The sequence below is a fragment of the Candidatus Pelagisphaera phototrophica genome (assembly GCF_014529625.1).
In the GTDB taxonomy this organism is placed as follows: Bacteria; Verrucomicrobiota; Verrucomicrobiia; order Opitutales; family Opitutaceae; genus Pelagisphaera; species Pelagisphaera phototrophica.
This window is the reverse complement of sequence record NZ_CP076039.1, coordinates 650,564-665,199: the sequence shown is the minus strand read 5'-3', so window position 1 is coordinate 665,199 and position 14,636 is coordinate 650,564. Positions and strand designations below refer to the sequence as shown.

Sequence of the window (14,636 nt, the reverse complement as noted above, 5' to 3'; positions counted from 1 at the left end):
AGCCTGACATCGATCAAGTGAATACGATAGCGACCGCCCAGTAGCGGCGATTACGCCTTCTCAATTTTCTATTTTAAAAATTCGATGCAAGCGTAGTAGCTCTATGACAGATTGGACCGGCGCTTGGACACTCGTCAGGCAAACCTGCCCATCTGCGTTCGTGAGCCGCTTGTAAACTCCTAGCAACGCCCCCACTCCAGAGCTGTCGATGAAACCAACCTGCTTGAAATCCAATTCAACCTGTTTAACGTCCTTTGACCAAATTAGGTCGACTTGCTTCTTGAAATCGCGAGCGGCAAAGGCATCCAAACGATTTACATCTAATTTGACACGCAAAATGCCGTTGTCCAGATGACCATCAATTACTGTACTCATGTTTGTAGGAATTTGGGATTGTTCGTTGCTCGCCGCCTAATGGCCGGCTCAGCTTCTTCTTTCTTACGACATTTTGGCCACGAGCCTTGAATCGCAACGAGAGAAAATAAGAGAAAAAGAGTGTATAGAGTGCCTATCATAATCGGTATTTCAGGCGGCAGTGGCTCTGGGAAGTCACGATTTGCCCGTCGTATTCAATCTGCGTTTCCCGAGGAATCGACTGTTATCGAACAAGATTGGTACTACCGTGATCTCTCAGGCATTAGCCTAGAACAGGCCAAGAAAACCAATTTCGACCACCCTAACTCGGTCGAACACACACTACTTCATCACCACCTCAATTGTCTCAACCAAGGTATCGAGGTGGAGGCGCCTGACTACTCTTATATCAACTTTCGTCGGCTGCTCTCTGGCAATATTCTCGTCCCTAGTCCGCTCATCATATTGGAAGGACTGTTCGTTCTATGCTGGCCAGAGATACGCAACCTCCTGCATTTCAAACTCTACATCAATGTAGATTCAGAGACCCGCCTTGAGCGAAGACTGAAAAGAGATACTAAGGAAAGGGGCTATACTGCGGACCAAATTCGCGCGAGTTGGAGCCAGCAAACCCTTCCGATGCACCATGAGCACGTCGAACCCTCCCTGCAACACGCTGATTTTATCTGGAACTCAGAAGAAGATACCGCTTTTGAATCAATGTTTTTGGCCGATCTACGAAGAAGACTCGCCAAAAATGCAAAAAATCCCAAATGAATCAGACACAGAGCTTGCCGAATATTGGGCCAAAGCCGCCACCGTCTCCGGCAAGGTAGGTCTAAAAACGAGAGCTAGACTGAAACGCTTTACTTGGGCTTTTGTAATCGGAGCGACAATCACCCTCAAACGGATTTTCGATATCCTGATTTCTGGTTTCGCTCTAGTGGCCCTTTCTCCCATTTTCGGCGTCACGGCTGCCCTTATAAAACTGGAAGACAAAGGGCCAGTATTCTTCACTCAACAACGAATCGGACTCAAAGGGCAGTCATTCATGATCTGGAAATTCAGGTCCATGGTGCCGGACGCCGAAAAGGTGGCCAAGCGAATGATCGAACAACAAGAGGCGAAAGATACCATTGAGATAAAACTGAAAGGCGATCCAAGAATTACGCGGATCGGGCGTTTTATCCGAAAGTATTCGGTCGATGAGCTCCCCCAGTTCTGGAACGTGTTTCTTGGCGATATGTCGATCGTGGGACCTCGTCCAGTTGTCCCAGCCGAGGTCGCAGACTACACTTTGGAAGCACGCAAACGCCTTCTGGCAAAACCGGGTCTAACCTGTTTTTGGCAAGTCGGTGGAAGAGCGGATCTCGATTTTGAAAATCAGGTTCGGCTCGACATCGAATACATCCAGTCTAGCAGCATCTGGCTCGATATCAAACTACTCTTTTTGACCATTCCAGCCGTACTCCTCGGCAAAGGCGCTTACTAGACGACTCCCTATCGAGAAATGAAGCAAAAATGGAAACTACTAATTCCGGATTGGGGGGAACTGGACGATCTTTGGAAAAACCCACAACCCTTTTGCCTCTGGCCGGTTGGGAACCAGCCATTTATCGCCCATTGGATGGATCGGTCCGTCGACGAGAATATCGAAAATATCGAGGTATATGTTTCTGATCGACCGACGGTTGTTAGAGACTACCTAAATGGAGGAGCCTATTGGTCACGCACCGTAACCGTAATTCCTATTCAGTCGGATGAAAAAGCGCCGAATGACGCTATTCCCGTTATTGGACTGCCTCGTGAAAATAAAGTCCAGACAAGCCTCGCGACAACTTCCGACCTCTTACGACATTGGCTAAAACTAAACAAGAATTGGGTAAAACACATTGAGGAGTACGAGCTTCGCATCGAAACATCCGTTTGTCCTGGAGGATGGGTGGGCCCTCAAACTCGAATCCATCCGAGTGCCAAATTGATGCCTCCTTTTTGGATTCAAGGTAAATGCGATATTGGCTCGCAAGCCGTCATCGGACCCAACGCTTGCATCGGGGAAAATACCATAGTCGACGACAATGCTATCGTCCGAGATACCGTTTTACTCCCGGGGACCATGGTGGGGCGCAACACCGAACTTGATCAGGTCGCAGCCGATGGTGGGCTGCTAATTGATATTAAAAGAGGTTGTCGCGTAAATATTTCGGACGCATTCATTCTGAGCGACCTAGGCAGCCGCATTCGTAACGCCCCCCTGATCGAGCGCCTTTTCGCGATCCTGCTTTTTACACTCGCCGCTCCCGTCGTTGCTCTTTCCCAAATCGACTGGACCACAATTGAGGCTCATGACGGGAAAGGTGGCACCCTTGCTCTTAAAACAGGGAACAACGGGTGCCTTCTCACTCGTCGTTGGCATTGGCTAAAGGAAGTGTTCAAGGGACGGATGCGTTTGATCGGCATTCTTCCCCGGCCTATAGAATGGAGAATCAAAGAGGACCAGGAATTGGAACAAAGGCTTAAAGAAGTTTCCCCTGGCTTTCTCTCGTTGTCCGACCTCCACGATTGCCATAGTGCAGACGATCCCAATGAGTGGGTGCACGCTTCGTATCAAGCTCTCGGCAGAGACAAGAATATCATCAACCTTATTCGGAACAATTTTTGGCGACTCGCGTTCAAACGATCCGTATGAACCATGGAGGAGCTAAAACACCAAAATATCTCATACTGCGAAGTTCCGGGAGAATTGAGCTTCGTATCCAGCGTAGCAGAACATCTTAGGGAATTCTGCGAACTACGTTTGATCGACACCACTATTTGGCCAGCCATCGAACTAGGTTTCTGCGAGGCGTTAAACAATGCGATTGAACATGGCTGTCGAGGATTTCGCCCTAAGTCCGTAAAGGTCATGTGGCAATGGGAGGAGGAGCAACTAACTATCGAAATCGAAGACCCCGGAAACTTTAAACATCTACCAAAGGCCGCTAGGCTTCCAGACGACCCTCTGAGTGAATCGGGTCGAGGGTGCTTTCTCATTGAATCGATTTTCGATTCCGCGGTTCACTATAAAACGCAGTATGGGCACAAGTTGGTTCTCATGAAAACTTTGCATCGTCCGAAAAGCCCTATCGCTAAGATTCAAGAGCTATATGAAACCCTGCAAAGCACCACAAACGATCTCAGTCAAAGCTACAGTGAACTTGATGCCCTGCAAGGATTCGCCGAAGATCTTAGTCGGGAGCCCTGGCTAGCTGAGACGGTTTCAAGCAGTCTCGCCAGACTCCAATCTGTCTTTAACATCCCTCATGCTGCAGTCTGGGTCTTGCAAAAAGGGCACCTGATAAATCCACTCGATCACAAAGAACAACGCTTCGAGCTGACAAGTAACCACTCTATCTCGATCGTTCAAGCTCTCCGCACCCATCGTGAACAGATCATCGTAGACTGCACCCAATTCGCTAGATCGGATCCTCTCTATTCAGTGTCCGACAGCGCTCTACTGGTCCCAATTTCATACCAAGACGAATTCGTAGGTATAATCTCTTTACAAATGCCGAAACAGGATGCGATTCAGCTCGAGACTAGGATTGCAAGACTCACCCGTGCAATTTCTAGATTTCTAGCTATTGCAATCGAAAACGCATCTACCATTAATCAAAAAAAGGAGCACGCTCGCTCAAAAACAGAACTAGAGATCGCAGCGGAAATCCAACAGTCCCTTCTACCGTCGAAATTTCCGAGCAACGAACACTTTCGTTTAACTGGCAAATGTGTTACAGCTTTGGCTGTAGGCGGTGACTACATAGACGCCATTGAAATAAAGGGACGCGGACTACTTCTTGTCATCGCCGACGTGATGGGAAAAGGCGTTCCCGCAGCATTGCTGGCTACCATTTTCAGGACGGCGATCCGCTCGCGGCTAAACTTGGCGGAAACCCCGGGTTGGCTTTTGTCCCAAACTAACAAGCAAATCTATGAAGAGCTCGGGCACTTGAACATGTTCATCACTGCCCAAGTCGCCTATTACTCCTATGATGACTATCGGCTAAAGCTCGCGAGTGCCGGGCATTGCCCCGCATTTCTTTCTAGAAACGGATTACATGGACCAGAAGAGATCTGTTCGGAAGGCGTGCCGCTCGGCATCAATCCTGATGATGTCTACGATGAACGATTGATCCAACTGGGGGCCAAAGACCGAATCGTTTTCATAACAGACGGTATCTACGAGGTAGAAAACCAATCAGGAGAGATGCTAGGAATCAATGGATTCTCGAAAAGACTTCCTGAAATCTGGCAGGAAGGAATAGAAGCCGTCCCCGAAAATGCCCTTTCCGTCGTCGACGCTCATTCCCAAGGTGGGTCTGCTCAAGACGACAAGACGCTGATGGCTCTTGAAATACTGTAAGGAATATTTCTTTACACTCTTGCTCGGAATGCCAAAACGATTAGAACTCGCGTGATCGCTCTTCTTCCCAGATCTGGTTTTCTGAGAGCGTTCAACCAAACCACAAATGTTTTGGTAGCGCCTGTACGCCTTGCACAAAGCGTTTCACCTCAGGAGATAAATGACTTCAGCCCCACGTATTCTTATCCCATTTCGACCTTGAGGGCGTTCACGCCCATACCGCCTGTGAACGTTCCCCTACTTCCGCCTCGAGCTCCGACCGAAGCTTTTTCAAATCAGGCATTCGAAAATCCAACCGCAAATTTCCCTCTGCCAATCAGTTCGCCATCCCTAATCAATCGAACGAGTACTCCCGATGTGAATATTCTAAATGAAGCCTCCCGGGTTTCCACCTACTCTTTGACTTTGTAAAAACTCCGGCGCTTCCCCACCCCACCTACGCAGTGGGAATCCGTTTTCGACTCCAGCTCTCCAACGAATGAAGAAATCTCGTCCCGGTTTGCCTTGAACGCCACTTTTACGAGCTGATCCAATTTGAGAGCTTTGGTAAATTCGGCCAGCAAGGCGGGTGTAATCCCCTTTTTTCCAATATGGATTGCCGGCTTCAATTTCTGAGCCATATTTCGCAGAGCTGCTTTTTCTTTGCTCGTGGGGGCTGTCATTGCGAGTTTCTTTGCCTAAAGGCCGAGAAGCGGTCAATCCTTCTTCACTAACACTAGTGCCTACCGGTCACTTCGACAGTTTACTTCTTGATTGATACACGCATTTCGCGTTCTCAATTAAATCTAGATCCATGGAAGCTGACACAGTCGTTATTGTTGCATTCTATAAATTCGTTCAGCTGCCTGACTTCGAACAGCGCCGAATTCCTCTATGCAATCTGTGCGAGAGGAACGGGGTCAAAGGTACAATTCTGCTAGCCCACGAGGGGATCAACGCAACGATATCAGGCCCTCAAATGGGTATTGATGCGGTATTGAATTCCCTCCAGTCCGACCCCGTGATCGGCCCCTTGAAGGTGAAATACTCCAAAGCAACGGAGCTCCCTTTCTACCGAATGAAAGTCCGCCTGAAGAGAGAGATCGTACGCTTAGGCAGACCAGACATCAGCCCGGGGGACCAGGTGGGGGAATACGTGAGGCCCGAGGACTGGAACGATCTTATCTCAGATCCCGATGTCACATTGATTGATACCCGCAATGACTACGAGGTCGAGATTGGCACCTTCAAAGGAGCCCAGAATCCGGAAACAAAAAGCTTCCGTGACTTTCCTGAGTACGTCGACAAGGAGCTCGCAGAAAAAAAAGACAAGCCGATCGCCATGTTCTGCACCGGAGGCATTCGGTGCGAGAAGTCTACATCGCTTTTGCTCAAAAAAGGTTTTAAGAAAGTGTACCACCTCGACGGTGGGATCCTGAACTATCTCGAGAAAGTCGACGCTTCTGAGAGTCTTTGGGAGGGTGACTGCTTCGTCTTCGACAATCGCGTAACCGTTGATCACAATCTAGAGCCGGGCGAGTACGACATGTGCCATGCCTGCCGCCACGCGATTTCCGAGGTAGACAAGGAGTCTGAACACTACGTCGAAGGCGTTAGCTGTCCCTACTGTCACGAATCTCTCAGTAACGAACAGCGCGAACGAGCCGCGCAGCGCCAAAAGCAAGTTGAAATCAGCAAGAAACTTTCTCGCAAGCACATCGGCATGACGCCAAAAGAGAGAGCGACTTGGCGGGAAGAAAAACTTGAAGCGAAACGAAAAACCGACCGCTCTCGGAGCGGCCCATCCTAACAGAGACCCCTTTTCTTTTGCGGAGGCGGAGCCCACATTCGGAGAAGATATTCCGACAAGTTAAGCATGCTGATCTTTCGGTCACCTTCGTGAATCAGAACTTCCCTAAATGGAGACTCAAAGCGTGCTCGCTCTTCAAAATATTCCCATAAAATCCCGTTTAACTCAAGAGCCCTAGATTCCCGCCTTCCTCCACGGCGAGAGATTTCAGTCACTCTTGCTTCCCAGAACCGCTTTTCTTCAGAATGGCACTCCAAATAGTTCATTAGGATCTGTTCGTAGCGGTTTAGACTCATTACCGAATCCTTCAATACCATCGCCTCAATTAACTCAATGCCTAAGGATCGTGGCGTTCAAACTTCAATCCGATTTTCCATAGCGATTTACGACTTTCATGTCCGCGTGAAGTTTGGAGGTAAATTCTAATAGAATCGGAATGTCATCTCGACCTACGTATTCCCTCACCACATCCATTTTCACCATCTTGTTCCTCACGATCATGTAAGTCGCGGTGGCGATCAAAGGATTCTTGTAGGCCTCTTTTTTCTTCCGCCTGGAGCCTACGAATTCAGAGGTGTAGAAATAGGTGAGGTGTTCTGGACCGTCATTGGCCTCGATCCAATAACCATCAACGAAACCCTCCATTTCGAAATCGTTTCCAAACTTGAAGGCAATGTAGTCTTCAAACGAATCGAACTTTTCGCGTTCCGCATATTCTTTCCTTGCTTCAATAATTCGCTCGCGAATCGTGTTTTTGACTTTCTCGAAGCTACGCGGATTGAACAGCGAAAATGCATAAGCTTCGGGTATCCAAAACAAAGAGAAAAAATTCACAAATTCCGATCCCGTTTGCTGGATAAAGCGATCGTTGAATATAATTCTTGATAGCGTGTATCCTGGCTCGCCTTTCCACGCGTAATCCTCGTAGAGCCCCTTCATCTCTCTCCCATCTTCCCAGCCGTCATAATACGGTGGATACAACTTCGTCACACCCGATCTAAACTCCCAGCTCTTTCGGTACCCCACTCCGCCTTTACTATGAAAGTCCACCCCCATCATTTGCATTTCCATGCGCCTCCGTTCCTCAGGCGGCAGTTCTTCCAATGAGACCTGGCTTTTCCGTTTTTGCTTTTTAGTCTCTTCTTGCGTCGAATTCTCCAAAATCACTTCGAGCCTGCCATCGGAACTCTGGCCTGACTTTTCTTTCCCCTCAACCGCAGCCTGACCAAAAACAGGATCGGCAAAACCAAAGAACAAAACCAGAAGAAGACAGATCAAACTACTTGCCCGAATGTATTTTGGATGGTTCATTTTGCTTCTAAATAGAGGTTAATCCGAGTTCATACACACAACGTAAAAAGATGGAGCACGCATGCACTATTGCAAGAAATCCCTGCTTGCTCAAGGGCATTTAAGGGTTCGGATCCGCCACGATAGCGTGGGGTATCCGAACTCTGGCAAGTTATTAGCATGGGCATCGGTTTCCGGGTAAACTTTCTCTGAATACTCAACCATTTTTCGATTCGAGCGACCACTCAGGTTGAATTCCCCGTGAAACCATACAATCGCAGAACGCGGAAATTCATCCCTATACGTATTCAATCAGTAATGGCACCTATCCACTTGCCACGTCTTCTGCTCAGCCTCGCCAAAAATGCTACAGAATCGGGTTGAGACGATCCGTAATACAACCGATTGGATAAAGTTATGATACTGGAATACCAGCCAGAAACCTTGAGAATCCGCCGTGCCTACGCACCACATGCTCTCAACTTTCTTAGTTGGTTGGTTAAATACGAAAGCCCCGTCTGATCGCCGGGCTTTCTCTATGGAAAATCTTTTCGAACCCTAACGAGGTGCCCTACTTAAGCGCGGCGAAGGTCTGCTTGAGAAGATCCACATCACTCGTGCCCTTAGTCTTCGCTCGAGCTTTATCGATCAAACCTTTCTCGAGCTCATTCTTGGTGGGTTCAGGTTTGTGGTAATACACCCCAAATTTGCCTGGCCAAGCTTCCTCGGCCAAAGTGAGTGCAGCAGACATATCGGTTACATTATGCTTTTCTTCATCAATCACTTCGAATGCCCCTCCTTTACGGGGTATTGCGGCATCGAAAGCGCCCTTGTAAAACTCCACACACTCACTCAGGCATTCGACAACTGAAAATCCGTCATGCGAAATCGCACGCTCATACATTTCCATCATGTGCTTGATCTGAGAAGCGTGCGTGCGGGCTACAAAAGTAGCTCCGCTAGAGAGCAACTTGCGCATCGGGTTCGTGGGGCGGTCGATCGCTCCAGTCGGATCCGTTTTCGAGCGAAAGCCCTGAGGAGACGTCGGAGAGGTCTGCTTCTTAGTCAGTCCATAGACGAAATTGTCCATGATCACATAAGTAAGCCGGATATTCTTTCGCCCGGCATGGTCAAGGTGATTCCCACCAATCGAAAAACCGTCTCCATCCCCTCCGAACACAAATACATGAAGGTCGTCCCGACCAAGACTGACACCGGTAGCAAAAGGTAGCGCTCTTCCATGGATGAAATGCCCTCCGTGCGTATTTACGAAGTAAGGAAACCGTGAGGAACAGCCAATTCCGGCTAACGTGACGATCTTTTCCTGTGGAAACTGCAGTTTCTCAAGCGTTTTGAAAAATGCCGCAAGAACAGCGAAATCGCCACAGCCTGGGCACCAAGTCGGATGGTCTGCCGCAATTCCTTTTTTGGTAATCGTTCCGCGTTCTACGGGCTTGGGGGCGGATGGTGCACTCATTTTATTTAGTTTTTTGGGTAATTGTTTAACGATTCAGAAAGTCGAAAGATCGCGAATTACTGGATCCGCTCCTGGATACCCTTAATGATCTCCCGAATTTTAAAAGTAAGTCCATCCGTCTTGGCCATGCTTCGTATAGACGGATTGCAGGTCTTGGAGCGAAGCAGTGTTGCGAGCTGACCAAAACCGTAAAGGCCCTCATCATTCATCTCCACCACTACCACGTTTTCGTACCGACTAAAGATCTCGTCCACGTCGTTGGGCAGCGGGTTCACATGCCTGATATGCAGGTGACCCATAGATTTCCCGCTACTGCGCTCGCGGATCACGGTCTCGCGGATCGGTCCCCAAGTACTTCCCCAACCAACGACAAGGGTTTCACCTTCCTGGTCGCCAAAGACTTCCGATGGAGGCAGGGAGCTAGCCAGCGTCTTTAACTTGTCGCGACGTTTGGCCATCATCTTGACGTGCATTTCAGGATTCGCGGAAGGATGTCCCGTCTCGTCGTGCTCCAATCCGGTCACCTGTGGAAATTTACCCCCTTCGATCCAAGTGCCTGGAGGGGCATGCCTCGTGATCCGGTCTAGATCATACGGCTTATACCCCTCAGCGCGATCCCCCGTGTCCAAGACAGGCTCAGTGACGATATTATCAAGGTCCGGCTCATCAAAGGCCTCAATACGAGATGCCATCGACATGTCAGACAACACAAAGACCGGGACACTGTACTCTCGCGCGATTTTGCAGGCTTCCAGTGCCGTATAAAAACAATCTTCAACATTCTGGGCAGCCAATACCACCCTAGGGCAATCCCCATGGCTACCGTAGATCGCTTGAAGCAAATCGCTTTGCTCTACGTTAGTGGGCAAACCGGTGCTAGGACCACCTCGCTGAACATTGATGACCACCAGCGGAATTTCAGCCATGCCGGCCCAACCCAAGGCCTCGAGCTTTAACGAAATCCCCGGACCAGAACTGCCAGTGACCGCAAGCCGCCCTCCGTAAGAAAAACCGATCGCCATGGAAACCGCAGCAAGCTCGTCCTCTGCCTGCACGAAGACTCCTCCATACTTGGGCAATTGCGAGCGTAGCATTTCCATGATCGTGGACCAAGGAGTGATCGGATAGCCAGCGCCGCAGCGTACTCCACCTGCTAAAAGACCAAGCACGATTGCAGTATTTCCGTCCATCGTGACTTGCGGCTCTCCCGTTTCGTCCGGGGTATGGAAAGCGTAGTAGCGATCGAGTACGTTGTCGATCGGATAGGAATAGCCGGCATCAAAAGCCAGATTTGCATTGCGAAGGATGTCTTCCGACTTGCCTCCGAACCGCTCCACGAAAATTCCTCTTAATTTCTCGATGTCCAACTGGAAAATCCGGGACAGGAGACCGAGGGTAAAAATATTTTTCCCCTTCTCACGGGTAGAACCACCCAAAGCCTCTACAGTCAAAGCGGCAATCGGCACTCCCACCTTGAGAAACCGGGTATCATTTTCGTCTGGCTCAACGTGGTCAGAGTCGTACAGCAGGACGCCTCCATCCTTAAGATGGGAAATATGATTTTCGTAGCTATGCTGATAGAAAGCCACAAGGAAATCTGCCTCGTCGCCAGCCGAGAGCACTTCGCCAGATCCCATTCGTACCTGAAAAATGGATGGCCCACCCGAGATGGTGGCAGGAATCGTCATGTAGGTCATGACCTCCTGTGCGCTACGGCCCGCCAATCGAGCGAGAAAACCGCCAATCGATTGGATGCCATCCTGCGAGTTACCGGCCAGCCTTATGACTGCGTCTTGAATTCGTTCCTCTGTGGGAGATGGGGTTCCAGAAGCCTCTGATGACATTTGTTAGCGAGCTCTAGTCGCATGATTTTACACAGTCAATCAGTAGGTGACAAATCCGCGAAATAATCGGTTAAAAATGGGTCCTTTAGTCATTTATCGACCCGATCTTCGGGCCATTGACGTAGAATTTTTGACTTTGATTCGCTATCCACCACGAAAAAAACCTAAAATCGGCGTTTTTTCCATTCTTTGATTCTATCCCACAAACAACTCCCCTATCAAAGCATGTAAGACACCATTAACTACTTCATACGGGAATTCCTACAACCATTGGTTTAGAAACAGAACAAACCTTGCTCCGTAAATAACGTGTGAATAGCTTTTCGGCTTTTACTTACGTTTGGATTAAACGCAGAGAGACGAATAATGCACATTCTGAAACTGATTCCGTTCCCTCCTTCTTCAAAATAATGTCCCTATCGGAGTCTCCATTTAGCAAAGACAGAGCGAAGGCATCTCCACCCGTGATCAGGGGAATTCGCGGGACTCTATTTTTGCTAGCGATCATAAGCGATGAAGACGATGCGGCAACCCTGAGGGCTGATTTGAAACGGTCTCGGCTCAACGAGTACAAACTCCAACGCTGTACTTCCATTGAGGATGCCAGGAACATGATAAGAGCCTGCGGGTTTGATTTGCTATTCCTGGACTGCGACTCACTTGAGCAGCCTGAAAGCGAGGTTGATCGACTTCGCATTGCCGGTTTCGACAATCCTATTCTCGGACTCACCGACCGCCGCAATCTAAACAATCCTGAATTTGTCCGCCCGAGCGGGATAGATGAGTTACTGTGCAAGGAAGACCTTTCTCCTTCATTGGTTGAGCAAGCGATTCGTTCCACCATCGCGCGCCACACCCTCGCCTCCGAGAGATCCATACTCGAGTCCCGTCTAAACCTGACTCTCGAAACGGGGCTGATGGGTGCTTGGACCTACTATCCAAAACAGGATAAGTTTGTTCTGGATTCAATCGCTCTAGCGATGCTCCGCTTCCCTCCTAGCCCAGCAGAGAGGAGCCTGGACGAAATCGTCGGGCAAGTTTTTCCGGAAGACCGCTCAGCCGTTTCCGAGAGTCTCGATCGGTTTCCGCTAAAGAACGATAACGTCTCCAGCCATTTTCGGGTCAATGGCGACGAGATGCCTCTTCTAGGACTGGAACTGCGAGGCAAAATTTGGAAAGGGAATGCCTTCGGCGAGACCGCCATAATCGGTGTCATTCGCGAAACTCCGAAGACGAACGAATTGTACGAGCGTCTCGCCGAAGCAAACACAGCAATCCAGGAGGCATTTCAGGCTAGGGAGAAAGCCCTGCAAAAAGCAGACCAGAAATTACAGGCCCTAGCCGACGAGATTGCTCACAGCGGGGGCCCTACGATGCCGTCTCAACCCCAAGCTCCGTTTTCAGTACCAGATACAGAAATCCCCGAGAACCAAGCGAGCGAGCCAGTTCCACCGATCGTAGCCGAAAAATCAGACAACAGCCCTAGACCAAAGAAGTTAAAAAGCAAGAAACCCGCAAAATCAAGCCCCGACACTTCCAAGCAGGATCAATCCCTCTCGATCGATAAAAAGGCGGCCTATCAAGAGATATTGATGTCGGTCGCTCGAAAAAAGGCCGCAGCTCCCAAACAGGAATCACTACCCTTCGACTTCGCCCAGGAGTCCGTTGCGGATTTCAATCCTCCCAATCCAGCGAAAGAGGGCTTTGTCGGCGCCGCTAAGCGCATGGTAGCCATGACGCGAAAGGAGCATGGTATCGACGTAAGCATATCCATCGCGGATCAACAGTCCATCGAACTCGAACAGAAGAAAGACCTCCTTTTCGAAATACTTCGCGAGCTCATCACCAACGTCGTTAACCACTCAAAAGCGAACCTCTGTATCATCACTCTGTTTAGAGACGAAGATGAATGGGTGCTTCAGATCGAGGACGACGGGGTCGGTCTCGACGAGAAACTTAAGAGCGTCAAAGCGCCCCTAAACAAAATCGGCCTTTTTCAGATCCGTACTCAATTGGCCCTCAAGGGTGGCCATTTGGATATGGTACCCGCCTCTCCCAGTGGTCTGATTGCTAGAGTCCGAATTCCGGTTTCAATTCGGGACGGCGCCAAAGCCAACTAAGCTCCTTCTCAAGAGACAAGTTGATCCCTCGACAAGATCGATCCGGAGCAACATGTTTTTCCGAACTCATGAATCCGATCCGGACTTACTTGATCGAAACCTGGAGCCTAATTGCCGAAATGGGCCCCTACTTACTGTTGGGCTTTTTGATAACCGGCCTATTGCAGAAGTGGATTCGTCAGCAATGGATTGAACAACATCTAGGCCAGACCGGATTTAAGTCCATCGTCCTGGCTTCCATCTTCGGAGTGCCCATACCTCTCTCCTCTTACGGTGTCATCCCGGTGACCGCTAGCCTTCGTGAAAAGGGGCCGAGCAAGGGAGCGGTGACCTCTTTTCTAACCGCTCCTCCCCAAATGGGAATCGACAGCATCTTAGCGACTTACGGTATGCTCGGACAAGTTTTCGCGTTGTACCGTGTAGTCATCGCCTTCATTTCCGGGATCGGGGTAAGACTTATTTTTGAGCTCTTCAGCAAGAAAAACGAAGTGGCAGCCCCTCGTTCATCCGGAACCGAAAGTGCGAAACCCACATGGACAGAAAGCCTGCGCAACGGACTGATGACCCTTCCTGGCGACATTGCCGTTTCTTTGTTTGTCGGCTTCCTTCTGGCCGGGTTAATAAGCGCGTCCGCTCCCGACGACCTGTTGGCCAATCCGCCCGGAGGGGTATACATGAGCACCCTGCTAACCACCCTCATCGTCACTCCATTCTACATCTATTTAACAGGCTCTATTCCCCTTCCTCTGGCATTGATTGATAGTGCCCTACCCATTAGCGCGGGCCTCAATTCGGGGAAGGCGCGCATTGGAGGCTCGAATATTAATTCCGGAAATGTATCCGCAAAACTGGAATCTCTCGGATTTACAATAGCCAGCTTTTCAACCCAAGCTAAAACCCCGCAACCATGAGATCGAAGTTCGGAATACTTTTCGCGCTAATGCTTGGTCTTTTCGCCAAAGAGACAGGCGCACAAGAATTCACCTGCAAGACACTCGATGGTGAATACTTAACCATCAATGAATGGCCAATCTTCCTCATCACTTCTCGCTCGCAAGAAGACCTCAATGACGCATTAAGATGTGCCTCATTAGTGAGTAGCCTGGAATCTAGACCTTGGCTCCTTGACTTCGCATGGCCTGGAAGTAGGTACGCCAAGCGAACCGTTGCGAGTGCGTTTCTCAAAAGCGGTTTCTTGAAGAGCCACTCCACTATTCTGGAAAAAGCCCCATCAGGCACTCCCATGCTTTCAATAGTCGACTCTAACTTCAATATCATCTGGTGCAGCCTTTCGTATCCGAACGACGAAGACTGGATTCAGGCTGTGAAGATTTTCAACCGCGTTCGTAAAAGATAGGAA

The 14,636-nt window shown here is 49.4% G+C and carries 14 protein-coding genes; 8 read left to right on the top strand and 6 right to left on the bottom strand.

Annotated features, from left to right (window positions below):
* Nucleotides 1-60: 60 nt before the first annotated feature.
* Entirely contained in the window at nucleotides 61-375 is a 315-nt protein-coding gene (locus tag GA004_RS03015) for an STAS domain-containing protein (RefSeq protein ID WP_283395816.1), read from the bottom strand.
* Between the two features lie 129 nt (nucleotides 376-504).
* Between GA004_RS03015 and udk the strand changes: the two genes are divergently transcribed.
* The 4 genes from udk to GA004_RS02995 are packed head-to-tail and all read left to right on the top strand — an operon-like array spanning nucleotide 505 to nucleotide 4,756.
* Nucleotides 505-1,131: a uridine kinase gene (udk, locus tag GA004_RS03010; RefSeq protein ID WP_283395815.1), complete on the top strand. Its 627-nt coding sequence runs from the start codon at nucleotides 505-507 to the stop codon at nucleotides 1,129-1,131.
* Complete coding sequence (locus tag GA004_RS03005; protein ID WP_283395814.1) at nucleotides 1,112-1,846, top strand: sugar transferase; 735 nt, start codon at nucleotides 1,112-1,114, stop codon at nucleotides 1,844-1,846. Before udk ends, GA004_RS03005 begins: the two co-directional genes overlap by 20 nt.
* A gap of 18 nt (nucleotides 1,847-1,864) precedes the next feature.
* Entirely contained in the window at nucleotides 1,865-3,043 is a 1,179-nt protein-coding gene (locus GA004_RS03000) for a glycosyltransferase family protein (protein WP_283395813.1), read from the top strand.
* A gap of 3 nt (nucleotides 3,044-3,046) precedes the next feature.
* Nucleotides 3,047-4,756: a SpoIIE family protein phosphatase gene (locus GA004_RS02995; RefSeq protein ID WP_283395812.1), complete on the top strand. Its 1,710-nt coding sequence runs from the start codon at nucleotides 3,047-3,049 to the stop codon at nucleotides 4,754-4,756.
* A 392-nt stretch (nucleotides 4,757-5,148) separates the two neighbouring features.
* Here GA004_RS02995 and GA004_RS02990 read toward each other — a convergent pair whose 3' ends face one another.
* Nucleotides 5,149-5,418 (bottom strand): YhbY family RNA-binding protein, encoded by a 270-nt coding sequence (locus tag GA004_RS02990; protein WP_283395811.1) that lies wholly within the window; start codon nucleotides 5,416-5,418, stop codon nucleotides 5,149-5,151.
* Between the two features lie 131 nt (nucleotides 5,419-5,549).
* On the opposite strand from GA004_RS02990, the gene trhO reads away from it, so the two are divergent.
* Nucleotides 5,550-6,545 carry an oxygen-dependent tRNA uridine(34) hydroxylase TrhO gene (gene trhO / locus GA004_RS02985; RefSeq protein ID WP_283395810.1) on the top strand — a complete coding sequence of 332 codons (996 nt, stop codon included), beginning with the start codon at nucleotides 5,550-5,552 and terminating at the stop codon, nucleotides 6,543-6,545.
* Here the strand turns inward: trhO and GA004_RS02980 are convergent.
* The 4 genes from GA004_RS02980 to GA004_RS02965 all read right to left on the bottom strand — a co-directional run bounded on the left by GA004_RS02980 (nucleotide 6,542) and on the right by GA004_RS02965 (nucleotide 11,156).
* On the bottom strand, nucleotides 6,542-6,841 hold the full coding sequence (locus GA004_RS02980; RefSeq protein ID WP_283395809.1) for a hypothetical protein: 300 nt from the start codon (nucleotides 6,839-6,841) through the stop codon (nucleotides 6,542-6,544). The two genes, trhO and GA004_RS02980, sit on opposite strands and share 4 nt — an antisense overlap.
* Nucleotides 6,842-6,905: 64 nt before the next feature.
* Nucleotides 6,906-7,856: a hypothetical protein gene (locus tag GA004_RS02975; protein ID WP_283395808.1), complete on the bottom strand. Its 951-nt coding sequence runs from the start codon at nucleotides 7,854-7,856 to the stop codon at nucleotides 6,906-6,908.
* Nucleotides 7,857-8,406: 550 nt separating this feature from the next.
* A complete protein-coding gene (locus tag GA004_RS02970; protein WP_283395807.1) occupies nucleotides 8,407-9,312 on the bottom strand; it encodes a thiamine pyrophosphate-dependent enzyme in 906 nt (301 codons plus the stop codon).
* 56 nt (nucleotides 9,313-9,368) lie between these two features.
* Nucleotides 9,369-11,156, bottom strand: coding sequence for a 2-oxoacid:acceptor oxidoreductase subunit alpha (locus GA004_RS02965; RefSeq protein WP_283395806.1), 1,788 nt, complete (start codon nucleotides 11,154-11,156; stop codon nucleotides 9,369-9,371).
* Nucleotides 11,157-11,650: 494 nt separating this feature from the next.
* On the opposite strand from GA004_RS02965, the gene GA004_RS02960 reads away from it, so the two are divergent.
* The 3 genes from GA004_RS02960 (at nucleotide 11,651) to GA004_RS02950 (ending at nucleotide 14,633) form a co-directional block, all read left to right on the top strand.
* The gene (locus GA004_RS02960) at nucleotides 11,651-13,276 is read left to right on the top strand and encodes an ATP-binding protein (RefSeq protein WP_283395805.1); all 1,626 of its coding nucleotides are present in this window, start codon (nucleotides 11,651-11,653) and stop codon (nucleotides 13,274-13,276) included.
* 68 nt (nucleotides 13,277-13,344) lie between these two features.
* Nucleotides 13,345-14,187, top strand: coding sequence for a permease (locus tag GA004_RS02955; protein WP_283395804.1), 843 nt, complete (start codon nucleotides 13,345-13,347; stop codon nucleotides 14,185-14,187).
* Nucleotides 14,184-14,633: a hypothetical protein gene (locus GA004_RS02950; protein WP_283395803.1), complete on the top strand. Its 450-nt coding sequence runs from the start codon at nucleotides 14,184-14,186 to the stop codon at nucleotides 14,631-14,633. The genes GA004_RS02955 and GA004_RS02950 overlap by 4 nt, the downstream gene beginning before the upstream one ends.
* The last annotated feature ends 3 nt before the right edge of the window (nucleotides 14,634-14,636 follow it).